This is a genomic window from Herbaspirillum seropedicae (assembly GCF_001040945.1).
GTDB classification, from domain to species: domain Bacteria; phylum Pseudomonadota; class Gammaproteobacteria; order Burkholderiales; family Burkholderiaceae_D; genus Herbaspirillum; species Herbaspirillum seropedicae.
In genome coordinates, this window is record NZ_CP011930.1 from 4,198,578 (window position 1) to 4,225,055 (window position 26,478).

25 protein-coding genes are annotated in these 26,478 nt (G+C 64.7%); 2 read left to right on the plus strand and 23 right to left on the minus strand.

What is annotated here, in order from left to right:
- Positions 1-48 precede the first annotated feature (48 nt).
- Positions 49-1,338: an O-acetylhomoserine aminocarboxypropyltransferase/cysteine synthase family protein gene (locus tag ACP92_RS18260; RefSeq protein ID WP_013235610.1), complete on the plus strand. Its 1,290-nt coding sequence runs from the start codon at positions 49-51 to the stop codon at positions 1,336-1,338.
- Positions 1,339-1,406: 68 nt separating this feature from the next.
- On the opposite strand, the gene ACP92_RS18265 is transcribed toward ACP92_RS18260, so the two are convergent.
- Both ACP92_RS18265 and ACP92_RS18270 read right to left on the minus strand, forming a co-directional pair.
- Positions 1,407-2,444 (minus strand): Lnb N-terminal periplasmic domain-containing protein, encoded by a 1,038-nt coding sequence (locus tag ACP92_RS18265; protein ID WP_013235611.1) that lies wholly within the window; start codon positions 2,442-2,444, stop codon positions 1,407-1,409.
- Between the two features lie 47 nt (positions 2,445-2,491).
- Positions 2,492-3,394, minus strand: coding sequence for a LysR family transcriptional regulator (locus tag ACP92_RS18270; protein ID WP_013235612.1), 903 nt, complete (start codon positions 3,392-3,394; stop codon positions 2,492-2,494).
- Positions 3,395-3,556: 162 nt separating this feature from the next.
- Here ACP92_RS18270 and ACP92_RS18275 point away from each other — a divergent pair, with 162 nt between their 5' ends.
- Positions 3,557-5,116, plus strand: coding sequence for an MFS transporter (locus tag ACP92_RS18275; protein ID WP_041311158.1), 1,560 nt, complete (start codon positions 3,557-3,559; stop codon positions 5,114-5,116).
- Here the strand turns inward: ACP92_RS18275 and ACP92_RS18280 are convergent.
- From ACP92_RS18280 to pheA, 21 genes are all read right to left on the minus strand, one after another.
- The gene (locus ACP92_RS18280) at positions 5,046-5,957 is read right to left on the minus strand and encodes an NAD-dependent protein deacetylase (RefSeq protein WP_013235614.1); all 912 of its coding nucleotides are present in this window, start codon (positions 5,955-5,957) and stop codon (positions 5,046-5,048) included. The genes ACP92_RS18275 and ACP92_RS18280 overlap by 71 nt on opposite strands.
- Positions 5,958-6,036: 79 nt before the next feature.
- Positions 6,037-6,888 carry an ABC transporter permease gene (locus tag ACP92_RS18285; RefSeq protein WP_013235615.1) on the minus strand — a complete coding sequence of 284 codons (852 nt, stop codon included), beginning with the start codon at positions 6,886-6,888 and terminating at the stop codon, positions 6,037-6,039.
- Positions 6,889-6,936: 48 nt separating this feature from the next.
- Complete coding sequence (locus ACP92_RS18290; RefSeq protein ID WP_013235616.1) at positions 6,937-7,746, minus strand: ABC transporter ATP-binding protein; 810 nt, start codon at positions 7,744-7,746, stop codon at positions 6,937-6,939.
- Positions 7,747-7,874: 128 nt separating this feature from the next.
- Complete coding sequence (locus ACP92_RS18295) at positions 7,875-8,912, minus strand: ABC transporter substrate-binding protein (RefSeq protein WP_013235617.1); 1,038 nt, start codon at positions 8,910-8,912, stop codon at positions 7,875-7,877.
- A gap of 94 nt (positions 8,913-9,006) precedes the next feature.
- Complete coding sequence (locus ACP92_RS18300) at positions 9,007-10,254, minus strand: CaiB/BaiF CoA transferase family protein (protein WP_013235618.1); 1,248 nt, start codon at positions 10,252-10,254, stop codon at positions 9,007-9,009.
- Positions 10,255-10,564: 310 nt separating this feature from the next.
- Positions 10,565-11,161 (minus strand): recombination mediator RecR, encoded by a 597-nt coding sequence (gene recR / locus ACP92_RS18305; protein ID WP_013235619.1) that lies wholly within the window; start codon positions 11,159-11,161, stop codon positions 10,565-10,567.
- Entirely contained in the window at positions 11,158-11,460 is a 303-nt protein-coding gene (locus ACP92_RS18310) for a YciI family protein (protein WP_013235620.1), read from the minus strand. The genes recR and ACP92_RS18310 overlap by 4 nt, the downstream gene beginning before the upstream one ends.
- 95 nt (positions 11,461-11,555) lie before the next feature.
- Positions 11,556-11,882 carry a YbaB/EbfC family nucleoid-associated protein gene (locus tag ACP92_RS18315; protein WP_008331542.1) on the minus strand — a complete coding sequence of 109 codons (327 nt, stop codon included), beginning with the start codon at positions 11,880-11,882 and terminating at the stop codon, positions 11,556-11,558.
- A gap of 60 nt (positions 11,883-11,942) precedes the next feature.
- A complete protein-coding gene (locus ACP92_RS18320) occupies positions 11,943-14,072 on the minus strand; it encodes a DNA polymerase III subunit gamma/tau (protein WP_048348618.1) in 2,130 nt (709 codons plus the stop codon).
- A 94-nt stretch (positions 14,073-14,166) separates the two neighbouring features.
- Positions 14,167-15,141: a sensor domain-containing diguanylate cyclase gene (locus tag ACP92_RS18325; protein WP_013235623.1), complete on the minus strand. Its 975-nt coding sequence runs from the start codon at positions 15,139-15,141 to the stop codon at positions 14,167-14,169.
- A gap of 215 nt (positions 15,142-15,356) precedes the next feature.
- A complete protein-coding gene (locus ACP92_RS18330; RefSeq protein ID WP_013235624.1) occupies positions 15,357-15,728 on the minus strand; it encodes a ComEA family DNA-binding protein in 372 nt (123 codons plus the stop codon).
- 130 nt (positions 15,729-15,858) lie between these two features.
- Positions 15,859-16,830 (minus strand): D-glycero-beta-D-manno-heptose-7-phosphate kinase, encoded by a 972-nt coding sequence (gene rfaE1, locus ACP92_RS18335; protein WP_216666006.1) that lies wholly within the window; start codon positions 16,828-16,830, stop codon positions 15,859-15,861.
- Positions 16,793-18,172: a UDP-glucose dehydrogenase family protein gene (locus ACP92_RS18340; RefSeq protein ID WP_013235626.1), complete on the minus strand. Its 1,380-nt coding sequence runs from the start codon at positions 18,170-18,172 to the stop codon at positions 16,793-16,795. The genes rfaE1 and ACP92_RS18340 overlap by 38 nt, the downstream gene beginning before the upstream one ends.
- A gap of 50 nt (positions 18,173-18,222) precedes the next feature.
- A complete protein-coding gene (gene lapB / locus ACP92_RS18345) occupies positions 18,223-19,398 on the minus strand; it encodes a lipopolysaccharide assembly protein LapB (RefSeq protein ID WP_013235627.1) in 1,176 nt (391 codons plus the stop codon).
- Between the two features lie 16 nt (positions 19,399-19,414).
- Entirely contained in the window at positions 19,415-19,741 is a 327-nt protein-coding gene (locus tag ACP92_RS18350) for a LapA family protein (RefSeq protein ID WP_013235628.1), read from the minus strand.
- 300 nt (positions 19,742-20,041) lie between these two features.
- A complete protein-coding gene (locus tag ACP92_RS18355) occupies positions 20,042-20,347 on the minus strand; it encodes an integration host factor subunit beta (RefSeq protein ID WP_006462119.1) in 306 nt (101 codons plus the stop codon).
- Positions 20,348-20,360: 13 nt separating this feature from the next.
- On the minus strand, positions 20,361-22,076 hold the full coding sequence (rpsA, locus tag ACP92_RS18360; RefSeq protein ID WP_081441923.1) for a 30S ribosomal protein S1: 1,716 nt from the start codon (positions 22,074-22,076) through the stop codon (positions 20,361-20,363).
- Positions 22,077-22,294: 218 nt separating this feature from the next.
- The gene (gene cmk, locus ACP92_RS18365; RefSeq protein ID WP_013235630.1) at positions 22,295-22,963 is read right to left on the minus strand and encodes a (d)CMP kinase; all 669 of its coding nucleotides are present in this window, start codon (positions 22,961-22,963) and stop codon (positions 22,295-22,297) included.
- Positions 22,964-23,021: 58 nt separating this feature from the next.
- Entirely contained in the window at positions 23,022-24,353 is a 1,332-nt protein-coding gene (gene aroA / locus ACP92_RS18370) for a 3-phosphoshikimate 1-carboxyvinyltransferase (protein ID WP_041311160.1), read from the minus strand.
- An 89-nt stretch (positions 24,354-24,442) separates the two neighbouring features.
- Complete coding sequence (locus tag ACP92_RS18375) at positions 24,443-25,330, minus strand: prephenate dehydrogenase (protein WP_013235632.1); 888 nt, start codon at positions 25,328-25,330, stop codon at positions 24,443-24,445.
- Positions 25,331-25,369: 39 nt separating this feature from the next.
- Positions 25,370-26,443, minus strand: a complete 1,074-nt coding sequence (pheA, locus tag ACP92_RS18380; protein WP_041311162.1) for a prephenate dehydratase — start codon at positions 26,441-26,443, stop codon at positions 25,370-25,372.
- Positions 26,444-26,478: the final 35 nt, after the last annotated feature.

The window sequence follows — 26,478 nt, forward strand, 5'->3', positions numbered from 1 at the left end:
GGGTGCGCCTTGCCCTTCCCGCATTCCATCAACGATAAGAGAGACGACATGCCAGACAACCCGCAATGGAAATTCGAAACCATCTCCGTGCATGGTGGTTATGATCCCGATCCGACCACCCGCGCCGTGGCCGTGCCGATCTACCAGACCGTGGCCTTTGCCTTCGACGATACCCAGCATGGCGCCGACCTGTTCGACCTGAAGGTCCAGGGCAATATCTATTCGCGCATCATGAACCCCACCCAGGACGTGCTGGAAAAACGCCTGGCCGCCCTCGAAGGTGGTATCGGCGCGCTGGCGCTGGCGTCGGGCCAGGCGGCCGTGACCTACGCGATCCAGACCATTGCCGAGGCCGGCGACAATATCGTCTCCGCCTCCACCCTCTATGGCGGCACCTACAACCTGTTCGCCCATACCCTGCCGCAATATGGCGTCCAGACCCGCTTTGCCGATCCGCGCCAGCCGGCTTCCTTCGAGCCACTGATCGATGACCGCACCAAGGCCATCTATATCGAATCCATCGGCAATCCGCTGGGCAATATCACCGACATCGCCGCCGTGGCCGACATCGCGCATCGCCATGGCGTGCCCCTCATCGTCGATAACACGGTCGCCACGCCCTACCTGCTGCGTCCCTTCGAACATGGCGCCGACATCGTGGTGCATTCGCTGACCAAGTACCTGGGCGGCCATGGCACCACCCTGGGCGGGGCCATCGTGGATTCGGGCAAGTTCCCCTGGGCCAAGCACAAGCAACGCTTCAAGCGCCTCAACGAACCGGATGTCAGCTATCACGGCGTGGTCTATACCGAGGCGCTGGGCGAAGCGGCCTATATCGGCCGCGCACGCGTGGTGCCACTGCGCAACATGGGCGCGGCGCTCTCGCCCTTCAATGCCTTCCAGATCCTGCAAGGCATCGAGACCCTGGGCCTGCGCCTGGACCGCATCACCGCCAATACCCTGGCCGTGGCGCAGTACCTGAAGCGTCACCCGAAAGTACGCTGGGTCAACTATGCCGGCCTGGAAGACCATCCCGACCATGCGCTGGCGCAGACGTATTTCAAGGGCCGCGCTTCGGGCGTGCTGACCTTTGGCGTGGCCAATGGCCGCGAGGGCGGTGCGCGCTTCCAGGATGCGCTGCAATTGTTCACGCGCCTGGTCAACATTGGCGACGCCAAGTCGCTGGCCACGCATCCGGCCTCCACCACCCACCGCCAGCTCTCGCCCACCGAACTGGAAAAGGCGGGCGTGACCGAGGATACGGTGCGTCTGTCCATCGGCATCGAGCATATCGATGACTTGCTGGCCGATCTGGAGCAGGCCTTGCAATCGGCCTGAGCTCTCCCGGCCCGAACCGGCCGTGCTGCATCAGGACAATGGCTCCGCATGACGGAGCCATTGCCTTTTCAGGGCTGCAGGGGGTCTTGGCCCAGCTCCAGCGGCGTGACGCCGGGGACGCCCTGGCGGATCAGGCGGCTGTAGTCGCCCTGCGCACTGCCCTCCAGGGCGCGCCCGGTAATGCGCCCGGCCTGGCGCAACTGCGCGAAGGAATAGCCCGGCGTGAGCACGCCATGGTCGAACACGTAATCGGCGAAGTAGCCCGACAGCAGCAGCCGGTAATCCAGCGGCAGCGCGGGCGAGAGACGGCGCGCCAGTTCGAAGACGATGGTGGTGCAATTGCTGGTGAGGGTGTTGTAGAAGCGCGGATGCTGGCGTAACTGCGAGGCACGCTCCAGGTAGCCGAGGAAGACTTTACGTAACTGGTCGTGACGTAACTGCAGACGGTAGAGATAGACATCTTCGCCACGCGCATTGGTACGGGTGCGGATGATGTCGCGCTCATCGGCGGCGACGATGACGGTTTCGAACTTGCGGAAGAATCCGCCCAGGGCCGAGAAGGCTTCACCGCGTTCACGACGGATTTCCAGCGAGAACACCAGCCGCCTGCCATCGGCAAACCCGAACGATACCAGCGTATGGGCAATGGCCGGCCCCATCCAGTAGGACAGCAGCAGGTCCGCCGAGACCAATTGAGCGAGATCGTACTGGCGCGATTCCCAGCTGATGTCGTAGTCGGTCTCGGTGCGCCAGTCGAAGTTGCGCACATTCTCCAGCCGCACGATATCGCCCTGCACCTGCGGCGCCAGCATGCGCGCCACATCGTCGGCCCATTCCCGCTCATGACTGGGGCGGATGCCGTGCCACCATACCGCCATTGCCAGGGTCGCCAGCGCAAAGGCCGGCAGCGCCCAGCGCCAGTGGCCAGGCGCACCCGCCAGCGCGGCATACGCCGACAGGGCCATGCAGCACCACAGGCCGCTGGCCAGCATACGCCCCCAGGCCGGTCCCGGCAGCTGGAACCACAGCGCCAAGCCGCCCCATAGGCCCAGCCCCAGCGTGAGCAGGCCCAGCACGATCAACAACGCTATCTGGAAAAAAGCCATCGGCACATCTTCTTGTCGGAGTCATCAACAGTCCCGGCGCTGCCGGGTCAGCCCATTGTAGCGGCCTGCACCTGCACCGGCTTGCTGGCGCGCAGCGCGGCGATCATGTTACGCACCGCCGGGGCGCGTTCGAAGCGGCGATAGACCGCCGCCACCTCCGACACCACCGCGGCCCCGGCGAGCGCCCGGTAGCTGACGTTGGGCAGGTTCACCACCGTGGTCAGCACGCCCGGCACCACGGCCACGCCCGCTCCCACGGCTACCTCGGCCAGCACCGCCAGCAGCCCGCCGGGCCGGCTCACCCTGCGCGGGGCAAAGCCGCCGCGCCGCCACACTTCGCGACTGCCCAGTTCCTGCTCGGGGAGGATGAAGTCTTCACCGGCCAGGGCGCGCGAACGGATCGCGCCCGGCTTGCTGGCCAGCGCGTGATCCGTGGGCAAGGCCAGGCAGAAGCGATCGCGCAGCAGCACATGCGATTGCAGCGTCTGCCCCAGCGGCACGGGCAAGCGCACGAAGGCGATATCGAGCTTGCCCTCTTCCAGCGCCGCACCCAGCTGCAGCATCGGCCACTCGCGTGCATGCACCAGCACCTGCGGCCAACGCTGGCGAAAGGCGCTGAGCTGCTGCTGCAGGATGCCGCCGAACACGGCTGAGCCGACATAGCCCACTTCCACCCGCCCCATCTCGCCGCGCCCGGCGCGACGACCGGCATCGATGGCCTGTTCGAAGCGCGCCAGCACGGCGCGCGCCTGGACCACGAAATCCTCGCCGGCCGAGGTCAGCGCGATGGCGCGCTTGCCGCGCACGAACAGTTGCGCCTGCAACTGCCGTTCCAGCTGCTGGATCTGTACGCTCAGGGTGGGCGGCGCGATGCCGAGGACCTCGGCGGCGCGGGCGAAATGCAGTTCCTCGGCAACGGTGAGGAAATAACGCAGGTGTCGCAATTCCATCGTATAGGGCTCCTTGGCGATGGCGGCAAAAGGGAATGGACTTGGAATGACTTGATTAGCTTATACCTAATCAAGTGCTTGAAATCCATGATTGAAGCGAATCATGGATCTTGTTTCAATGAAGGCCCGTTCCTCTTGCCCTTTAGCCTTTACCCTGCCGCCATGTCCCTGCGCCTGTCCACCTCCGCTGGCCGTATCCTGCTGACCGGATCATTCGGCTGCGCCATGACGGTGCTCGACACCAATGTGGTCGGCATCATCCTGCCCACGGTGGCGCGTGACCTGGGTGCGTCCTTCAGCCAGATCGAATGGGTGGTCAGCAGTTACGTCCTCTGCTTTGCCGCCCTGCTGCTGCCGGCCGGCGCCACCGCCGACCGCTATGGCCGCAGGCGCGTGCTGCTCGGGGGCATCGCGCTCTTTGCGCTGACCTCGCTGGCCTGCGCGCTGGCCCCCTCCGCACAGGCCCTGTATGGGGCGCGCGCCTTGCAGGGCGTGGGTGCGGCCTTCCTGCTGGCGCCGGCGCTGGCGGTGATCGGCCACGCCTTCCATGACGAAGACCAGCGCGAGCGCGCCTGGGCGCTCTGGGGTGGGATCATGGGCCTGACCATGGTGCTGGCCCCGCTCATCGGCGGCGTGGTCAATACCCTGCTGGGCTGGCGCTGGGCCTTTGCCGTGAACCTGCCGGCCTGCCTGCTGCTGGCCGTGGCGGTGTGGCGGCATGTGCCGGAGTCGCGCAATCCCTTGCCGCGTCCGCTGGACCCGCTGGGCATCCTCAGTTCCTCCAGCGCGGTCTTCCTGTTGACTTGGGCTCTGATCACCGGGCCGGAACACGGGTGGACCAGCGTTGCTTGCGTCGCCCGCGGTCTGGGTGGCGCTCTTTTATTGGTGCTCTTCATCGCCTGGCAGCGTCGCGCTGCGCATCCGATGCTGGAGCTGTCGCTGTTCCGTCACGCCGGCTTCGTGGCGGCGGTTGCGGCCATGTTCGCCTATGCCGCGTCGGCCCAGGTGATGGCGTCGCTGCTGCCACTGTTCCTGCAGAACGCACGCGGCCTGAGCGCCTGGCAGACCGGACTGGCGATGCTGCCCTTTGCGCTGGCCATGCTGCTGTTGCCGCAGGTGGGCAGCCGGCTGGCCCGCTGGCTATCCTCACCGCAGATGCTGGCGCTGGGACTGGGCGTGACGGCGCTGGGCAACCTGCTGATGATCCAGGCGGCGCTCTCCGGGGCCGCCGCCTGGACCGCGCTGGGCATGGCGGTGCTGGGCAGTGGCGGCGGTTTGTTGAATGGACAGACGCAAAAGGCCATCATGGGCAATGTGCCGCGTGAACGCGCCGGCATGGCCTCGGGGATCAGCACCACGGCGCGCTTCACGGGCGTGCTGGCGGGCTTTGCGGGACTGGGGGCGGTGCTGGCCGACACGGCGCGGCACGCCATGCAGAACGCCCTGGCAGCACTGGATGCCTCAGCCAGCGCTGCCGCCTTCGTGGAACGCGCCATGGCCGGTGACCTGGCGCAGGCCGCAGCCCTGCTGCCGCAACACGGCCAGGCTGCCGTGATGCTGGCGCGCCAGGCCTATGCCCAGGGCTTTGCCCACGCCTTTGCGGCAGCGGCGCTGCTGGCCGTGGCCACGGCCTTGCTGGTGCTGTGGTCGATCAGGCGGACGGCGCGCCCAGCAGCGCGGCCAGGCGCGGCAGCACGGCTTCGGCGTCCGCCTGGAGCTTGAGGGACAGCAAGGCGTCGGCGCGGGTCACGCCGCGGTTGATCGCCGCCACCGGCTTGCCCGCCTCGGCCACCATGCGCGGCAGCCGAAAGCCCGACAACACCATCAATGACGACCCCACCACCAGCATGGCGTCACAGGCGCGCGCGGCGGCCTCGGCCTGGGCGCTGCGGGCCGCTGGCACGCCATCGCCGAAGAACACCACATCCGGTTGCAGCACCCCGCCACAGGCCGGGCAATCGGGCACATGGAAGGCGGCGTCGGCCTCTGGTTCAAGCTGGGCGTCGCCATCAGGCAAGGGTGCGGCCTGGAGGTGGGTGAAGGCTGGATTGCAGCGCGCCAGTTCCTGCTGGATCTGGGTGCGCGGATAGACGCTGGCGCACGCCAGGCAGCGCACCGCATGGATGCTGCCATGCAGCTCGATGACCTCGCCGCTGCCGGCCTGCTGGTGCAGGCCATCGACGTTCTGCGTCACGATCGCCCCGAGGTAGCCCGCCTGCTGCAGTTGCGCCAGCGCCCGGTGCGCGGCATTGGGTGCGGCTTGCGCCAGGCGCGGCCAGCCCAGCATGCTGCGCGCCCAGTAACGCTGGCGCGCCGCAGCGCTGCGGCGGAATTCATCCCCCTGGATGGGCAGGCGTCCACGGCGTACGCCGGCGTCGTCACGGTAGTCGGGGATGCCGGAGGCAGTGCTGATGCCGGCCCCGGTCAGCACCACCACCTGGCGATGGCGACGCAGGAGCTGCGCCAGCGCTGGCAGGGCGGCGGCGGGGTCAGTGGACCCGGTGGACCCGGTGGACTCGATGGGCTCGGTGGACAACGCTAACCCGGTCAGGATCTGGCTCATGGGAGGACTCGCTGGACGATGACAGCCCAGAGCCTACGCGAAATGGCGGCCGGCTGCTCGCGCCATGGGTCGCCTCGGCTCAGAGCTTTTCGGTCTCGCCACTCTTGGGCTGCCACTTCATCAGCCGCTTTTCGATCACGCCCACGGCCAGGTCCAGCACCAGCGCAAAAATGGTCAGCACGACGATGCCGGCAAAGACGGTGTTGATGTCGAAGGTCCCTTCGGCCTGCAGGATCAGGTAGCCGACGCCGCGCGCCGAGCCCAGGTATTCCCCCACCACCGCACCGACGAAGGCCAGGCCGATGGAGGTATGCAGGCTGGAAAACACCCACGAGGTGGCCGAAGGCAGGTACACCGTGCGCAGCAGCTGGCGCGCATTGGCGCCCAGCATGCGGGCATTGGCCAACACCACCGGGCTGACTTCCTTGACGCCCTGGTAGACGTTGAAGAAGACGATGAAGAACACCAGCGTCACCGCCAGCGCCACCTTGGACCAGATGCCCAGGCCGAACCACATCGCAAAGATCGGCGCCAGGATCACGCGCGGCATGGAGTTGGCCGCCTTCACATAGGGATCGAGGATGGCCGAGGCGGTCGGCGAGAGCGCCAGCCACAGGCCGATGGCCAGGCCGAAGACAGTGCCGATCACGAAGGCCAGCACGGTTTCGGTCAGGGTGATCAAGAGGTGGGAATAGATTTCAGCGGGGAAGCTGAGCGTGAAGAAGGTGGTGTCGCCGATACCCACCTCCAGCGAGCCACTGCCCACCGTAAACCATTCCCAGATGCGCTGCGCCACCTTCAGCGGTTCGCCGAAGAAGAAGGCGGTCTGCGGATTGCGCGTGGCGACGTGCCACACCACCAGCACGATGGCCAATACCATCAACTGCCAGAAACGGATGTTCTTGTGATTCGGTTTAAATAATTTCCACATGGTGCTGGTTCTCTTCCCTGATCTTTTCGCTGTCTTTTCCGCTGCGGCTTAGGCGGCGCGCTTCTGTTGCTGATACCCCTTGAGCACTTCATCGCGCAGCACGTCCCAGATCTGCTGGTGCAGTTCGACGAAGCGCGGGTGCATGCGGATCTCGGCCACATCGCGCGGGCGCGGCAGGTCGATCCTGAATTCGCCGATGGGATGGGTGCCGGGGCCGGCGGCCAGGACGATGACGCGGTCGGACATGGCAATGGCTTCGTCGAGGTCGTGGGTGATGAAGAGGACGGCCTTCTTCTTGGCATTCCACAGGTCCAGCACTTCGTTTTCCATCAGTTGGCGGGTCTGGATGTCCAGGGCGGAAAAAGGTTCGTCCATGAGGATGATGTCGGGGTCCAGGATCAGCGTCTGCGCCAGCGCCACGCGCTTGCGCATGCCGCCGGAGAGCTGGTGCGGATAGCGGTCGCCAAAGCCTTGCAGGCCCACGCGCGCGAGCCACTGCTCGCCCAGCTCTGCGGCGGCCTTTTCTTCATGGCCGCGATATTGCAGGCCGGCGATCACGTTCTGCAGGGCGCTGCGCCAGGGCATCAGCGCTTCGGCCTGGAACATGTAGCCGGCGCGGCGGTTGATGCCCTTGAGTTCTTCGCCAAAGACCTTGACGCTGCCCGAGGACGGTTGCAGCAGGCCGGCGCCGACGTTCAGGAGCGTGGACTTGCCGCAGCCGGTGGGACCGACCACGGAAACGAATTCGCCCGGCGCAATCGCAAGATCGGTATTGGCCACGGCGGTGTAGCGCTGGGAACGGTCGTCCTTGGAGACGAAGGTGCAGGTGATGTTGTCGAACTGGAGGGCTGGCGTCATGGCAATGCGGGCCGGTGGGGCCACGGTGGATCAACGGAAAGAGGATGGCAGCGCCCAGATGCGCAAATGCCCGTTGCCGGGCATCTGCGGTCGCTGCAATGGCTGCGCATCAACGGGGAGCGCCGCGCTTACTTGTACTTGGCGTTGGCCTTCTGGACGAAGGAGTTGGTGAAGGTCTTGGACAGGTCGATCTGCTTGTCCGCCAGCGAAGGCTCGAAGGCCTTCAAGGTGCGCAGCGCGGTATCCGGGCCGCCCGGCGGAAAGTAGCCGTCCGGCGAGATGGCCTGGCGCACCTTCATGAAGGCATCGATGTAGAGCGAGCGGTCGCCCAGCAGGTAGCTCTCCGGCACCGCCTTGATGATGTCGGAGGGACCGGCCTTCTGGATCCACTTCAGCGCCCGCACCATGGCGTTGGTCAGGGCCTGCGTGGTGTTGGGATACTTCTGGATGAAGGCAGCCGGGGCATACAGGGTGGCCGCTGGCATCGGGCCGCCGAAGACGTCATTAGTGTCCTTCAGGGTGCGGGTATCGGCGATGGTCTTGATTTCCTTGCTCTGCTCCAGCATGGAGATCACCGGATCGAGGTTGGCGATCGCATCGATCTGTCCCGAGCGCACGGCCGAGATGGCGCCGGCTGCGGCGCCCACGCCGATGAAGGAGACATCGCTGGGCTTCAGGCCCGCCTTGGCCAGCACATAGCTGGCCATGACGCTGGTGGAGGAGCCCGGTGCGGTGACGCCGATCTTCTTGCCCTTGAGGTCGGCCACGGTCTTGTAGTTGGGCATGGTCTTGTTGTTGACCGCCAGCACGATCTGCGGCGCCCGGCCCTGCAGCACGAAGGCTACGATGGGCTGGTTCTTGGCCTGCATGTTGATGGTGTGCTCATAGGCGCCCGAGACCACGTCGGCGCTGCCGCCGACCATGGCCTGCAGCGCCTTGGCGCCGCCAGCGAAGTCGGAGATCTCGACCTGCAGGCCTTCATCCTTGAAATAGCCGAGCTGTTCGGCAATGGTCAGCGGCAGGTAGTAGAACAGGTTCTTGCCACCCACGGCGATGGAGACCTTGGGTTTTTCCAGCGCCTGCGCGCCGGCGCTGCCGTTGAAGGAAAAGTAGCCGGCCAGGAACAGGCCAGCGGCGATCAGCAATTGCTTCCAGCTCAATTTCATTATGTCTCCTCCGTGTCGTGGATGGGGGTGCTGCCTGTTGTGATGATGCTCGTACGGGACCCCGGGCAGATCACCGTCGCCTTGCTGCACTGCTTCAGACCACGCCCTGGTCCCGCAGCATCTTGATGTGGGCCTCATCATACCCCAGCGATTGCAGGATTTCATCGCTGTGCGCGCCCAGTTCCGGGCCCAGCCATTTGGTCTGGCCGGGAGTCTCGGACATCTTGGGCGTAATGCCGGGCAGCTTGACCGGGGTGCCATCGGCAAACTGGTGCTGCTCGAACATGTCGCGCGCGAGGAACTGGGCGTCGTTCATCATGTCCTTGACCGAATAGATCTTGCCCACCGGGACATCGGCGGCCTGCAGCGTGGCCAGGGCCGTTTCGATGGTCTGGGTGCTGCACCACTGCTGGATGGCGGCGTCGATTTCCTCGGTGCGGGGCACGCGGCCATCGTTGCGCGCCAGGCCGGGATCATTGGCCATGTCCTCGCGGCCGATGGCGCTCATCAGGCGCTTGAAGATGGCGTCGCCATTGCCGGCGATGACGATGTTCATGCCCTCGCCGGTGGTGTAGGTGTTGGAGGGCACGATGCCCGGCAGTGCGCCGCCGGTGCGCTCGCGCACCACGCCGGCGAAATCGAATTCGGGGACCATCGATTCCATCATGTTGAAGACGGCCTCGTACAAGGCCACGTCCACCATCTGCCCCTGCCCTGCCACGCAATCGGCGCCCTGCTTGCCGTTCCAGCGTCCGCCGGTGACGTCGCGATGGCGCAGCGCCATCATCGCGCCGATCACGCCGTGCAGCGCGGCGATGGAGTCGCCAATGGAAATACCGATACGCACCGGCGGGCGGTCAGGATGGCCGGAGACGTAACGGATGCCGCCCATGGACTCGCCGATGGCGCCAAAGCCCGGCAGGTCGCGCAGCGGCCCGGTCTGGCCGTAGCCGGACAGGCGCACCATGATGGTGGCGGGATTGAGCTGCTTTAAGTCCTCATAGCCGAGCTTCCATTTCTCCAGCACGCCGGGGCGGTAGTTCTCGATGATGACGTCGGCTTCCAGGGCGAGCTTGCGGGCGATCTCCTGGGCCCGCTCGTCCTTCATGTTCAGGGTGATGCTCTTTTTGTTGCGGGCCTGGACCGACCACCACAGCGAGGTGCCGTCCTTCAGTACCCGCCACTGGCGCAGCGGATCGCCATTGCCGGGCGCTTCGACCTTGATCACGTCAGCGCCGAATTCGGCCAGCATGCGCGAGCAGAACGGTCCTGCGATCAGCGTGCCCAGTTCCAGTACCTTGATGCCGGCCAGCGGGCCGGGCTTGGATGTGCCTGTGGTCATCGTGCTTGCACCGGCCGCCTGAGGGAGCGATCCGGTGTTCTCCTGTTGATCGATGGGGTGGGACCTGGCTCTTGTGGGTGGGGAGGCCAGTGTCCTGACTGCGGGCGGATGCATCTGCACCCTGCACGGCTGGCGATGCGGCGGCGCGCGGGTCGGTAGACTGGGCTGGCGCCGCCAGATCGCCTGACGTCGTACGTGCAAGCCGGCAGCCGTCATTCTATTGCAGCATGCGCCTGATGTCGCGCATTTTGCCCGTCATTGCAGACGACTTGCCTGCAAGTTTTTCATCTGAAAACGATTCCGGCCAGACTCAGGTGGTGCGACGGTCCAGCATGGCGCGGGCGATGGTGCCGGCGTCCACGTATTCCAGCTCGCCGCCCACCGGCACGCCGCGCGCCAGGCGACTCACCTTCAGGCCGCGGGCCTTGAGGGTTTCGCTGATGTAGTGGGCGGTGGCTTCGCCTTCGTTGGTGAAGTTGGTGGCCAGCACCACTTCGCTGACCACGCCATCGGTGGCGCGGGTGATGAGTTTTTCCAGGTGGATGTCGCGCGGGCCGATGCCGTCCAGTGGCGAGAGCCGGCCCATGAGCACGAAGTACAGGCCCTTGAAGGTCAGGGTCTGCTCGATCATGACCTGGTCCGAGGGCGACTCCACCACGCACAGCTGGGTGTGGTCGCGCTGGCTGTCCTGGCAGGTCTCGCAGACGACCTGCTCGGTGAAGGTATTGCACAGGGCGCAGTGACGGATGGTGTCCAGCGCCTTGGCCAGCGACTGGCTCAGGTCGGCGGCGGCGTCGCGGTCGTGCTGCAGCAGGTGGTAGGCCATGCGCTGCGCGGTCTTGGGGCCGATGCCGGGAAGCCGGCGCAGCGAGTCGGTCAGGACGGTGAGACTGGAGGGCGTTTTCAATTGCGGTCTACGGAATAGCGGAAAGCTTCCAGCGCCTCGGCCGTCATGGAGGGGACGAATTCGATGATCTCGTATTCGGCCACGCCGCCGATGAAGAAGGGATCGGATTCCATGATGGCTTCGATCTCGGCGCGATCGGCGCAGTCGGCGATGATGATGCCGCCGGTGCGCGGGACCTTGCGGCCCGACATCAGGAACACGCCCTCGGCGTATTGCTGGTTGAGGAATTTCTTGTGCGCGGTCAGCAGGGCGTCGATGTCGCCTGCCGGCTTGGTATACGTGATCGAGACGATGAACATGGAGCCTCCACTAAGCAATCCTGCATTCCATCATAACCCACTCTCCTGCGCGGTCTGGTCTGCCCCGAGGGCGCTGCCCCGGGGTGCAGCCAGCCTCAGAACGGCATCTTGAAGCCCGGCGGCAGCGGCATGCCGGCGGTCACGCCCGACATCTTTTCCTGGGCGGTGGCTTCGGCCTTGCGCACGGCGTCGTTGAAGGCGGCGGCGACCAGGTCTTCCAGCATGTCCTTGTCGTCAGCCAGCAGCGACGGGTCGATGGAGACGCGCTTCACGTCGTTCTTGCAGGTCATCACCACCTTCACAAGGCCGGCGCCGGACTGGCCCTCGACCTCGATGCTGGCCAGTTGCTCCTGGGCCTTCTTCATGTTGTCCTGCATGGCCTGTGCTTGCTTCATCAGACCTGCCAGTTGACCTTTCATCATGCTCATGCTCCTTGTTTCAATTCACGGGATTCTATCGCGTTTGGCCCGCAGGCCGGCGACTCAACGGGGCTGGATCGATCCTGGCACGATGGAAGCGCCGAATTCGCGCATCATGGTCACCACGAAAGGATCGTTCTTCATCTTGTGCTCGGCCTGGCGCTGGCGTTCTGCGCGCTCGGCCTCGGCGACCGCATTGGCGGTGTCGGCGACGGCGCCGATCTCGGTCTCGACGCGGATTTCCTTGCCGAAGCGTTCACTCAAGGCTGCCGTCAGCTTTTCGACACTGCCGGAAGAGCGCAGGGTTTCCAGCGGGATGCGCAGGTGGAAGCAGACGTTGCCGCCATTGAGCGGCTCGCAGCGCACCAGTTCACTCTGGAAAGCCATCTGGTGCGCCACGCCGCGCAGGGAGGCGAGGCTGGCGGCCAGGGTCGGCCAGTGGCCGTCCCAGCCCAGTTCGGCGGCGATGCGGGCGGTTTCCTGCTGCTGCGCGGGGGTGGCGGCCGGGCGCTGCGGCGCGGGTGCGGCGGGCGGCGCTACGGCGGCGGGCTCAGTTTTTTTTTCAGCGACCTCGGCCATCGGGATGGGCGGCGGCATGGACGAGGCGGCACCGGTCTCTTCTTCCCATGGCGGAATCGCATCGAAAGGCGGCGGCTCGGGCATGTCCGGCGGCATCGACGCAGCGGCGCGTTCGGCCCTGGCGGCGGGTGCAGGCGGTGCGGACGGGGCCGGGGCTGCAGCCGGTGCAGGCGCGGGCGTGGCGGCTGCGGGAGCCGCTGGCCGCGCGGGGGCCTTGCCCCCCTTGCCGCCACGCAAGGCCATCAGGGCGGCTTCACGGGCAGAAGTGGGTGCGGCCGGCGCGGCTGCCTGGACGGGCGCCGACGGGGCGGCAGCGGGAGCGGATGCGGCAGGGACCGCAGCCGCAGGAGCGGCCGGCGCTGGCGCGGTGGCGGCTTGGGTACGGCTGACCGGGGCGCTGGTCACGGCCACTTGCGGGGCCATCAGCGGCGCGGCCTGACGCGGTGCGGTCGGTCGGCCACCTGCGGCAGCCGGTGCAGACGAGGCGGCCGGTATGGGCGCAGTGGCGCTGGCGCTGACCGGACGGAAGGCCAGCATGCGCAACAGCGTCATGCTGAAACCGGCGTATTCATCCGGGGCCAGGCCCAGCTCGTTGCGGCCATGCACGGCGATCTGGTAGAACAGTTGCACATGTTCCGGGCTGAACTGGCCGGACAGGCGCAGGATATCTTCGCGATTGGGCAGGTCGTCGGCCAGCGCGGCCGGCACGGCCTGGGCCAGGGCGATCTGGTGCAGCAGCGTGCCCAGGTCTTGCAGGGCGGCGTTATAGGACAGGCTGCGGGTGGCCATGTCGTCGGCCACGCCCAGGAGGGCTGCGCCATCCTGCACCGCCAGCGCATCGAGGATGCGGATCAGGTAGGACTGGTCGAGCGCGCCCAGCATGCCCTGCACGGCTTCCAGCGTGACCTTGCCGGCGGCATAGGCGATGGCCTGGTCGGTCAGCGAGAGCGCATCGCGCATGGAACCGGAAGCGCCCTGCGCCAACAGGCGCAGGGCCGGCGCATCGAACTCGATGCCTTCCTGGTTCAGGATGTTGTCGAGATGGCCGATGATGTGGCCGGGCGGCATCTGCTTCAGATTGAACTGCAGGCAGCGCGAGAGCACCGTCACGGGAATCTTTTGCGGGTCGGTCGTGGCCAGGATGAACTTGATGTGCTCGGGCGGCTCTTCCAGCGTCTTCAGCATGGCGTTGAAGGCGTGGTTGGTGAGCATGTGCACTTCGTCGATCATGTAGACCTTGAAGCGGGCGTTGGAGGGCGCATAGATGGCCTGCTCCAGCAGTTGCGCCATCTCGTCCACGCCGCGGTTGGAGGCCGCGTCCATCTCGATGTAATCGACGAAACGCCCGGCGTCGATGGCCACACAGGCTTCGCACACGCCACAGGGGGCGGCAGTGATGCCGCCCGCGCCATCGGGACCGACGCAGTTGAGCGACTTGGCCAGGATGCGCGAGAGCGTGGTCTTGCCCACGCCGCGGGTACCGGTGAAGAGATAGGCGTGGTGCAGCCGCTGCTGTTCCAGCGCGTGCGTCAGCGCGCGCACGACGTGCTCCTGGCCTACCAGGGTGTCGAAGCTGCGGGGACGATATTTACGGGCAAGAACTTGATAGGACATGAGGTGGCTGCTGTCGGCTTTTTGGCTCAGGGGGGCATTTTAAGCTATTTCGCCGCCCGTATCGCCTTTGCCTTGCCGCCATCGCCTGCATCGTTCATCCGGCCTGGGCGCGGCGGGTTTTCTTGCGTTCGTACATGAGCGCATCGGCGCTGTGCTGCAAGGCCGCCAGATCGGCATGGCGGGCCGCATCATACTGCACCACACCGACGCTGTAGGCCAGCGCATAGGGGCGCGGACGCAGCACATTGAATTCGCGCACGGACTGCGCGAAGTGGGCCAGCACGGTATCGGATTCGGCCAGGTCAGCATTGGTCAGGAAAACGGCGAACTCGTCACCGCCCAGGCGGGCGATCACATCGGATTCGCGGAAGCTGGAAGACAGCAGCGCGGCGAAATCGACCAGCGCGGCGTCCCCCTCGGCATGGCCGAAGCGGTCGTTGATCTGCTTGAACTGGTCCAGGTCGAAATACAGCATGCAGGCAGGCCAGTCCATGCGTCGGCTGTTGGCCAGCGCATGCCGGGCCAGTGCATCGAAGCCGCGCCGGTTGGATATGCCGGTCAGTTCATCGATGGTCGCCATCCTGACCGCGGTGAGCTCCTGCTCGACCATCGCGGCCAGGTCCTTGAGGAGGGCGCGCTCATCGGCGTCGAAGCTGCGCGGGACGGTATCGACCAGGCACAGCGTGCCCAGCGTGAAACCGCTCTCGCTCTTGATGGGGCAGCCGGCATAGAAACGGATGAAGGGTTCGCCGGTGACTTGCGGATTGCCGGAGAAACGCGGGTCCAGCGTGGCATCGGGCACGATGGTCATCTCTTCGTGCAGGATGGCGTGGGCGCAGAAGGAAACCTCGCGCGAGGTCTCGGTGGCGTCGCCCAGCCCGACACAGGACTTGAACCACTGGCGGTTGACGTCGATCATCGTCACCACCGCCATGGGCACGTCGAAGAGGCGACGGGCCAGGCGTGTCAGGCGGTCGAAACGTTCTTCGCGGGGAGTGTCGAGGATGCGCAGCGAATGCAAGGCGTCGATGCGGGCAGCTTCATTGGCGGGTAGCTCGGCGATTCTCATATTCGTAGGCGCACGGTGGAGAGTTTTGCCCTGATTTGCGGCTTGCAATCGGCCCACTTTAACCTCAAATTTTTTGAGAAACAAGAATTTGTTGTGATGCTCACCCCAACACGGCGGCAGGCGCGGCATCGCAGCAAAACCTGATCGGGATGGCGGCCCCCTTGCCCTGCCCTGCCATCTCGCCGGCGCGCTTGGCCGGTCTTATCCGGCGGGACTTACTTGCCGTTGCCGCCGGGCTCGGCCGCCATGGGCTTGGCTTCCCGGGCCGGGCCCTTGCCCGGCTTGGACGACGTGGTCGCCGCAGCCTCGGCGCCCGGCCTGGACTGGCCGTTGACGGTCAGGCCATAACCCGAGAGCTTGGTTGCGCTCTTGTCCTTGATGCCCTTGACGCGCTTTTCCAGATCGCCCCAGTCCTTGAAGGCGCCGCCCTTCTGGCGCTCCTCCAGGATGCGCTTGGACATCGAGGGCCCGATGCCGCGCACCCCATCCAGAGCGGCCTGGTCGGCCTTGTTGACATCGACCTGGGCCATGGCCAGCCCGGTGCAGAAGATGAAACCGAGAATGAACAACAGGGATTTCCTGAACATGCTGCTTCCTTTCGACTATGCAGTTGAGATGGAAAACAAAAAGGCAGCACATCCAAGGATGCACTGCCTTTGCTCAACGACGCCGCAGGCGGCCTGTTGACAGTAAATCAGCTAGAAAACCGGCTTCAAATCAGCCCAGCAATTCCTCGCGGGTGACGGTGGCGGTGCCCAGCTTGCCGACCACGATGCCGCCGGCGCGGTTGGCCATGGTCACGGCCTCCACCAGCGATGCGCCAGCCCCCAGCATCACGGCCAGCGTGCCGATGACGGTATCGCCCGCACCGGAGACATCGAACACCTCGCGCGCCATGGTCGGGAAGTGCGTAACCTCGCCATCGCGGTACAGGCTCATCCCCTCTTCCGACCGGGTCAGCAGCAACGCTTCCAGCTGCAGCTCGGCGCGCAGCTTCTGGGCGCGGGCGGTGAGATCGTCCTCGTTCTTCCACTGGCCGACGATACGCACCAGCTCGGACTTGTTGGGCGTCAGCAACGATGCGCCCACATAGCGCTGGAAATCATCGCCCTTGGGATCGACCAGGATGCGCTTGCCGAGCTTGCGGGCGGTGGCGATCATCTCGGCCACATTGACCAGGCTGCCCTTGGCGTAGTCGGAGAAGAGGATGACGTCGTAGTCGGCCACCAGGGTATTGAACTGCGTGAGCTTGTCGCGCAGCACGGTATCGGTGGGAGCTTCCTCGAAATCGATGCGCACCAGCTGTTGCTGGCGACCGATCACGCGCAGCTTGACGATGGTGGAGATGCTGGGATCGCGGTTGAGATGGCTGGCAATGCCCATCTCGCGCAACATGGCGTCCATCACGCGGGCCGGTTCGTCGTCGCCGGTCACGCCCAGCAACGCCGTCTGCGCGCCCAGGCTGGCGATGTTGCGCGCCACGTTGGCCGCGCCCCCGAGGCGCTCTTCCTTGCGCTCGACCCGCACCACCGGAACCGGGGCTTCGGGCGAGATGCGGTTGACTTCGCCGAACCAGTAGCGGTCCAGCATCACATCGCCCACCACCAGGATGCGGGCGTTGCTCCAGGCAGAGACGAGGTCTTTGTTCACGTTATTGTCCACGGGCGAGAAGCGAACGGCCGATGCCATAGTATTCGATGCCGCTGTCGGCCATGAGCTGCGGATCGAAGAGATTGCGGCCATCGAAGATGACCGGGTTCTTCAGCGTCGCCTTGACGCGCTCGAAGTCGGGGCTGCGGAAGGCCTTCCATTCGGTGACGATGGCCAGGGCGTCGGCATCCTGCAGCGTATCCATGGGCGAGGTGCCGAAACGGATGCGCTGCAGCAGCGCGGCGTCGTCGGCAAAGTCCAGCTGCAGCACGCGCGAGGCTTCCTTCATGGCTACCGGGTCATAGACCGCCACGGTGGCGCCACGACGCACCAGTTCGCCGATCAGCACGCGCGAGGAAGCCTCGCGCATGTCGTCGGTGTTGGGCTTGAAGGCCAGGCCCCACAGCGCGAAATGCTTGCCGGCGAGATCTTCGCCGAAGCGCGCCACCACCTTCTTGCCCAGCACATGCTTCTGCAGGTCATTGACCTGTTCGACGGCGCGCAGGATCAGCAGCGACTGGTCATAGTCGCGCGCAGTACGTTCCAGCGCCTGCACGTCCTTGGGGAAGCAGGAACCGCCGTAGCCGCAGCCGGCGTACAGGAAGCTGTGGCCGATGCGCGGGTCCGAACCGATGCCGTGGCGCACCGATTCGATGTCGGCGCCGACCTTGTCGGCCAGGTTGGCCAGTTCATTCATGAAGGAGATGCGCGTGGCCAGCATGGCGTTGGCGGCATACTTGGTGAATTCGGCCGAGCGCACGTCCATCCAGTAGGTGCGTTCGTGGTTGCGGTTGAAGGGGGCGTAGAGCTTCTTCATCAGGGTCTGGGCGTGCAGGCCTTCGGGGCTCTGGTCGTGGCCGATGACGATGCGGTCGGGGCGCATGAAGTCTTCCACCGCGGCGCCTTCCTTGAGGAATTCGGGGTTGGAGACCACCGAGAAGCTCAGCTCGGTCTTGCCGCGCTGAGCCAGCTCGTCGGCGATGGCGGCCTTGACGCGGTCGGCGGTGCCCACCGGCACGGTGGACTTGTCCACCACGACCTTGAAGCCTTCCATGTAACGGCCGATGTTGCGGGCTGCAGCCAGCACATATTGCAGGTCGGCAGAACCGTCTTCGTCAGGCGGGGTGCCCACGGCGATGAACTGGATATCGCCATGCGCCACGCTGGCGGCCACATCGGTGGAAAACTGCAGGCGACCGGCCGCGCGGTTGCGCTCCACCACTTCTTCCAGGCCGGGTTCGTGGATGGGAATGCCGCCATTGTTGAGGATGTCGACCTTGCGTTGATCGACGTCGAGACAGAACACGTCGTTGCCCAGTTCGGCCAGACAGGCGCCGGTCACCAGGCCAACATAGCCGGTGCCGATGATAGTGATTTTCATGGTGTTTCCAGGTTCTTCAGTACAGTACGCAGTAAGGCCAGCCAGCAGCCTCAGTTCATGACATTGAGTTCTTCGGTGCGGCGCGGCGGATAGGTTTCCCAGCGGCTGCAGCCAGGGCATTGCCAGTAGAACTGGCGCGCCTTGAAGCCGCAGTGGCTGCACTGGTAGCGGGCCAGCTTCTGCGTATAGCCATGCACCAGCGTCTTGACCACCGACAGTTCCGAACGGGCGGTTTGGGGGGCGTTCATCATGCGCGCCTCCAGGAACTTGTCCAGGGCCAGCAGCGTGGGGGTGCGGCGCAGTTCATCGCTCACCAGCAGGTTGGCCGCGTCCACGCCATCGACTTCGAGCACGGCCTTGAAGACCACTTCCAGCAGGTCGATCGAGGGGGCTTCGGCCAGGTAGGCGCGCAGCAGGTTGATGCCTTCCTGCACGCGACCCACTGCGACATAGCCATCCATGAGACGCTGCGCCACCAGGGCGGTATGCGGCACGCTCTGGTGTTCCACCCGGCGCCAGGTTTCCAGCGCACCTTCGATGTCGCCCTGGGCGCGCAGGGCGTCACCCATGAGCATGGTGGCGCGCACGCTCTTGCGGTCGGCGGCCAGGGCTTTTTCCAGCAGCGCCATGGCGGCTTCGGTATTGGTGCGCACCAGCTCATCGGCAGCCAGCTCGCAATAGAACTGGGCGATCTCGCGCTGGCGGCCACCGGCGCCGGTGGCTTGCAGGATCTCGGCGGCGGAGATGGCGCGTTCCCACTCCTTCTCGCGCTGGTAGATTTCCAGCAGGGCGCGGCCGGCCTGGGCGCTGTACTGGGTATCGATGAGCCTGTTGAAGCTTTCTTCGGCGCGGTCCAGGAGACCCGCCTTCAGGTAATCCTGGCCCAGTTCATAGAGAGCATGGCCATGATGTTCCGCCGGCAGGTCGGGACGCGCCAGCAGGTTCTGGTGCACGCGGATGGCGCGTTCGGTCTCGCCACGGCGGCGGAACAGGTTGCCTAGCGCAAAGTGCAACTCCACCGTCTCGGGGTCCAGCTTGACGATCTCGATGAAGGCGTCGATGGCCTTGTCAGGTTGCTCATTGAGCAGGAAATTGAGTCCCTTGAAGTAGCCGCGCGGCAGCGTGCGGGACTCGGAGAGCAACTGGTTGATATCCACACGCGCGGCAATCCACCCCAGGCCGAAGAAGACCGGGATGCCGAGCAACCACCAAAATTCAAATTCCATAAAGAGAGGGGGACGATTAGAGGATGTGCTGCGCGGTGATCACGCTGTCAGGCTGGGGCGGCTGGGCCTGCACCTGGGCGATCTCTTCCTGCTGCTTCTGGATCTGCGACAGCGCCTTCTTGTAGCGCGCGGCTTCGCGGCGGTGACGCAGCACCAGCGGGGCCATGGCCAGCACGCCCAGCACGGCGCCGACGACGAAGAAGGCCAGCAGCACCAGCACCAGCGGGTCGGTGCGCTCATAGCCGAGGAAGAAATGCAGGGTCACTTCCTGGGTGTTGCGCAGCGCGAAGAAGAAGAAAAAGACGAACAGGATGGCCGCGATCAATCGGGAAATAATTTTCATGGCGTAATCCTTTCTGGCGGGTCGTTGTGAGGCCCGGAAGGCAAGTCCGACCGCATCGCGGTAGGGATGAAAGCGCAAGTTCACTGCGTTGGCCGCGAATTTGGGCCCTTTTCCCGTGCTTTTCCGAGTCAAAGCGGGATTGTACGTGAAAAAAAACGGCATCCAAAGATGCCGTTCATTTTGTTGACCTGCCTTTACACCGGCTCGCCACGCGCTTGCGCAGGTGGTTTGCCGGTCGGGGGCGGTCAACCAGGACTGCCCGATACTGCAAGACTGTACTTCCCGGATGGCCCAGCCGGTTCAATCCTCGCGGATTGGCTGGCCGACCATCGCATCCACGCGCTCGCGCAATTCCTTGCCCGGCTTGAAGTGGGGCACCCGTTTTTCGGGGACCATCACCTTGTCGCCAGACTTGGGATTGCGGCCGATACGCGGCGGACGGCGGTTGAGCGCAAAGCTGCCAAAACCACGGATCTCGATGCGCTGGCCGGTCGCGAGAGCGTCGACCATGGCATCGAGGATGGTTTTGACCGCGTAATCCGCATCCTTGGCGACAAGTTGCGGATAACGCTCAGCCAGACGGGCGATCAGCTCCGACTTTGTCATCGTGAGCGGAAGATCAGTTCTTGTTGTCGAGCTTGGCCTTCAGCAGCGCGCCCAGGCTGGTGGTGCCCGAAGCAGCGTTGGAGTCAGCCGACATCTTCTGCATGGCTTCCTGGGTCTCGGCGTTGTCCTTGGCCTTGATCGACAGCTGGATGCTGCGTGCCTTGCGGTCGATGTTGATGACCAGGGCTTCGACGGAATCGCCAACCTTCAGGTGGGTGCCGGCATCTTCCACGCGGTCGCGGGAGATTTCGGAAGCGCGCAGGTAGCCTTCGACTTCGTCGGTCAGCTGGATCACAGCGCCCTTGGGCTCAACCGACTTGACGGTACCGGTCACGATCGCGCCCTTGTCGTTCAGCGCAGCGAAGTTGTTGAACGGGTCGCCTTCCAGCTGCTTCACGCCCAGGGAAACGCGCTCGCGTTCCACGTCGATGGCCAGCACAACGGCTTCCAGCTCGTCGCCCTTCTTGAACTTGCGCACGGCTTCTTCGCCAGCTTCGGTCCAGGACAGGTCGGACAGGTGCACCAGGCCGTCGATGTTGCCCGGCAGGCCGATGAAGACGCCGAAGTCGGTGATCGACTTGATCGAACCCTTGACCTTGTCGCCCTTCTTGTGGCTCATGGCGAAGTCGTCCCACGGGTTCGGCTTGCACTGCTTCATGCCCAGGGAGATACGACGACGCTCTTCGTCGATTTCCAGAACCATGACTTCGACTTCGTCGCCCAGCTGGACAACCTTGTTCGGGGCCACGTTCTTGTTGGTCCAGTCCATTTCGGAGACGTGCACCAGGCCTTCGATGCCTTGTTCGACTTCCACGAATGCACCGTAGTCGGTCAGGTTGGTGACCTTGCCGAACAGGCGGGTGCCTTGCGGGTAGCGACGCGACAGACCGGTCCACGGATCGTCGCCCAGTTGCTTCACGCCCAGGGAGACGCGGTTCTTCTCTTGATCGTACTTCAGGACCTTGGCGGTGATCTCTTGGCCAACCGACAGCACTTCCGACGGGTGACGCACGCGACGCCATGCCAGGTCGGTGATGTGCAGCAGGCCGTCGATGCCGCCCAGGTCAACGAACGCACCGTAGTCGGTGATGTTCTTGACGATACCGGTGACGACGGTGCCTTCCTTCAGGGTTTCCATCAGCTTGGCGCGCTCTTCGCCCATCGAGGCTTCGATCACGGCGCGGCGCGACAGCACCACGTTGTTGCGCTTGCGGTCCAGCTTGATGACCTTGAATTCCAGGGTCTTGCCTTCGAACGGGGTGGTGTCCTTGACCGGACGGGTGTCGACCAGCGACCCCGGCAGGAAGGCGCGGATGCCGTTGGTCAGCACGGTCAGGCCGCCCTTGACCTTGCCATTGACGGTGCCGGTGACGATCTCGCCAGACTCCATCGCCTTTTCCAGCGAGAGCCACGATGCCAGACGCTTGGCCTTGTCGCGCGACAGGATGGTGTCGCCGAAACCGTTTTCCAGGGATTCGATCGCAACGGAGATGAAGTCGCCGACGTTGACTTCGACTTCGCCGTTGTCGTTCTTGAATTCTTCAACAGGGATGAAAGCTTCGGACTTCAGGCCGGCGTTGACGATCACGAAGTTGTGATCCAGGCGCACGACTTCTGCCGAGATGACTTCACCCGAACGCATGTCCTGACGCGACAGCGATTCTTCGAACAGAGCAGCAAATTCGCTGGAGGTATCAACACCTGCAGCGATAACGGTAGTGGTAGACATAAAAGAAAGTAAGAAAGATTGGCCGGTATCCGTGTGATGCAATCATGCCGACTTGCACTGCCGCCTGCGTTGCCGCCGACGACATGGGTACTGGGTTAGGTTTATCAACACCCGTCAGACTTTGCATCTGCCGGGCACCAATGGCACTACGGGTACAACTACGGGTACAACAAGGACTTGCCCCTTGCGGGTCTGGAAAGCGCCTTTGCAGGCGGCTTTCAGTGCCCCAGGGCAGCGTACCAGCTGAGTACCTGCTGCACCGCTTCGTCAGCGGTCATGTCGGATGTATCCAGGTGATATGCGCCCTCCGCAGGCTTCAAGGGGGCTGACGAGCGACTCATGTCGCGTTCGTCGCGCTCCTTCAAATCTCTGGAGAGGTCTTCGATATTAGCAGAAAAACCCTTGTCAATCAATTGCTTATAGCGTCTTGTGGCGCGCGCTTCCACAGAAGCGGTCAAAAATACCTTCAGACGGGCGCCAGGGAAGATGACGGTGCCCATGTCGCGGCCATCGGCGACCAGGCCGGGAGGTTTCCTGAATGACAATTGCAGGCCGTACAAAGCCTGGCGCACCGTGATCAGGGCGGCGATCTTGGAGGCGGTGTTGCCGACTTCCTCGGCGCGGATGGCCTGGGTCACGTCTTCATTGGAGAGGAAGATGTGGGCGCCGTCGAAATGGCAATGCAGGTGCTCGGCGGCCTTGGCCAGCGCGTGCTCATCATTGAGCGCAATGCCCCGGCGCAGCACCGACAAGGCCGTCAGGCGGTACAGCGCGCCCGAGTCGAGATAGTGGAAACCCAGTTGCTGGGCCACCTTCTGCGCCACGGTGCCTTTGCCCGAGGCGGTGGGGCCATCGATGGTGATGACCGGTATCTTTGGTTTTTCCATGGCCTGAACCCTGAATGAACAAATAATTTAGTAGTTTTTGCCTAATGCACAGGGTGTATCAGATCAAGGTTTGCTCGGCAATCTTTTTGAAGACATCGAAATAGTCGGGGAAGGTCTTGGCCACGCACTTGGGATCATTGATGCGCACACGGTTGCCGCGACGCAATGCGCCATCCAGCGATGCCAGCGAGAAACACATGGCCATGCGGTGGTCATCATAGGTGTCGATGGTGGCCGTGCCGATCTCGGCCGGCGGCGTCACGGTGAGGTAGTCGGCGCCCTCTTCCACTTGCGCGCCCAGCTTGCGCAGTTCGGTGGCCATGGCGGCCAGGCGGTCGGTTTCCTTGACGCGCCAGCTGGCGATATTGCGCAGGGTGCTGGGACCGTCGGCATACAGGGCCGCCACGGCAATGGTCATGGCGGCATCGGGGATGTGGTTGAAGTCGGCATCGACGGCCTTGAGCGGGCCATTGGAAGACGCCTCGATCCAGTTCTCGCCCATGGTGATGGTCGCGCCCATCAGCTCCAGCGCCTCGACGAAGCGCACGTCACCCTGGATGCTGTCGCGCCCCACGCCTTCCACGCGGATCGGGCCGCCGGTGATCGCGCCGGCCGCCAGGAAGTAGGAGGCCGAGGAGGCATCGCCTTCGACATGGATGCTGCCGGGGCTGCGGTAATGCTGGCCCGGCTTGATGATGAACTGCTGCCAGCCGTCGCGTTCGACCTCCACGCTGAAGCGGCGCATCAGGTTCAGGGTGATTTCGATGTAGGGCTTGGAGATCAGTTCGCCAACCACGTCGATCTGCATGGCTTCTTCGCGCGCCATCAGCGGCGCGGCCATCAGCAGCGCGGTCAGGAACTGGCTGGAGACATTGCCGCGCACCTTCATGCGCGACGAAGTCAGCTGGCCGCGGCGGATATGCAGCGGCGGATAGCCCGGATTGCCGGTGTAGTCGATGCGCATGCCCACCGCATTCAAGGCATCCACCAGGTCGCCGATGGGACGCTCATGCATGCGCGGCACGCCGTGCAGCGTGTAGTCGCCGCCCAGCACGGCCAGGGCGGCCGTGAGCGGACGGATGGCGGTGCCGGCGTTGCCCATGAAGAGGTCGGCCTGGTGCACCGGCAACACGCCGTTGACGCCGTGGACGATGTAATCCTGGGTGCCTTCGATCTGCTCCCACTTCACGCCCAGCGTCTGCAGGGCCATCAGCATGACCAGGGTATCGTCGGAGGCCAGCAGGTCGAAGATGCGGGTGGTGCCGCCCGAGAGCGCCGCCAGCAGCAGGATGCGGTTGGAGATGCTCTTGGAGCCGGGCAGCTTGACCGTGCCCTGCACGTGATGCACCGGAGCCAGGTCGATATGGCGGGGATAGGAAGGCTGTTTCATCGTCATGGTTTTCTGTGGATGAATCGGGCCGCCAGAGCGGCAAACATATAAGCGTTAAGGGCTGTTAAGGGGCTGCAGGGACTGTTGATTCAGGACGCCTTGCGCTCGGCCGCCTCGATGGCGGCCGCCCACTGCTGGCGCGCATGCTGGGCGCTGGCATAGATCTTCTCGATGCCGGGGCCATCGCCAGCGGCGATCATGGCGCGGATGTTCTGCAACTGCAGCAGATAGGCATCGACTTCGGTGAGCAGCGCATCGCGGTTGGCCAGCGTGATATCGCGCCACATCTCGGGCGAGGACGCAGCAATGCGTGTGAAATCCCGGAAGCCGCTGGCTGCGTACTGGAACAGCGTGGCCGCATGCGGCTTGGCGGCGATGTCGTCCACCAGCGCAAAGGCCAGCACATGCGGCAGATGGCTCACCGATGCGAACACGGCGTCATGCTCCTGCGGCGAGAGGCGGTGGATGACCGCGCCGCAAGCACGCCAGGCGGCAGCGACGATCTCCACGTCGGCGGCGTCATTCTCGGGCAAGGCGGTAATCACCACCTTCTTGCCCTCGTACAGCTCGGCCAGCGCGGCTTCCGGACCATGTTTCTCGCGTCCGGCAATCGGATGGGCGGGGATGAACTGGACAATACGATCGCCCAGCGCCATGCGCGCAGCCGCCACCACATCGCTCTTGGTGCTGCCGGCATCGGTGACGATGGCCTGCGGCTCCAGGTGCGGGGCGATAGAGGCCAGGATAGGGCCGGTCTGCGCCACCGGCGCGGCGACCAGGATCAGGTCAGCGCCCTGCACGGCGCTGGCCGCATCGGTGGCCACGGCGTCGATGATACCCAGCTCGCGGGCGCGTTCCAGGCTCTGCAGGGAGCGGCCCACGCCGACGATATGCGCGGCCTGGCCGGCGCGGCGCAGGGCCAGGGCGAAGGAGCCGCCGATGAGGCCCACGCCGAAGATGACGACTTTCTTGAACACGTTGGACTCTGGCTGGATGGAGATCGGGATGGCCGGCACTTACAGGCCCAGCGGATAGGAACCCAGCAGCTTGAAGAAGGCGGCGTTCTGGCGCAGCTCTTCCAGCGCCTGGGCAACCTTTTCATCCTGCTCGTGACCTTCCAGGTCGACATAGAAATAGTATTCCCACGCCCCCATGCGCGCCGGGCGCGACTCGAAGCGCGTCATCGACACGCCGTGACGCGCCAGCGGGGCCAGCAGATTGTAGACCGCGCCGGCCTTGTTGGGCACCGACAGCACGATGGAAGTCTGGTCACGGCCCGAGGGCGCGGTCCGCAGCCGACCGATCACGGCAAAGCGGGTGCGGTTGTGCGGATCGTCCTGGATGTGGGCGTTGACCGTCTGCAGGTTGTACTTCTGCCCGGCAATCTCGCCGGCAATGGCGGCCACGCTCTGGTCTTCACCGGCCATGCGGGCAGCCTCGGCATTGGAGGCGACGGCCTGGCGTTCGATGGACGGATAGTTCTGGTTCAGCCAGGCATTGCACTGGGCCAGCGCCTGCGAGTGGGCGCAGATGCGGGTGATGCCCTCCATCTTGCCGCTGGCGGTCATCAGGCTGTGATGCACGGGGATGGACACCTCACCGCTGATGGTCAGGGTGGTCTGCAACAACAGGTCGAGGGTGCGATTGATCACGCCTTCGGAAGAATTCTCGATGGGCACCACACCGAAATCGGCGGTGCCGGCTTCGGCATCGCGGAACACTTCATCGATGGAGACGCAGGACAGGCCTTCGATGGCGTGGCCGAACTGCTGGTACACCGCCTGTTCGCTGAAGGTGCCCTCAGGGCCGAGGTAGGCCACCACCACGCGCTTTTCCAGCGCGCGGCAGGCCGACATTACTTCACGGAAGATGGTCTGGATATCGGCGCCCAGCAAGGGACCGGGATTGCGGTCGGCGGCGCGGCGCAGCACCTGGGCTTCGCGCTCGGGGCGGAACACCGGGGCATTGGTCTCGGCCTTGACGTGGCCCACTTCCTGCGCGACGCGGGCGCGCTGGTTCAGCAGGTCGAGGATCTGCGCATCGATGGCATCGATCTTCTGGCGCAGGGGCAGCAACTTGTCGTCACTCATCTTGGTCTTTCTCAGTCTGCTCGCCGCGCGCCGGC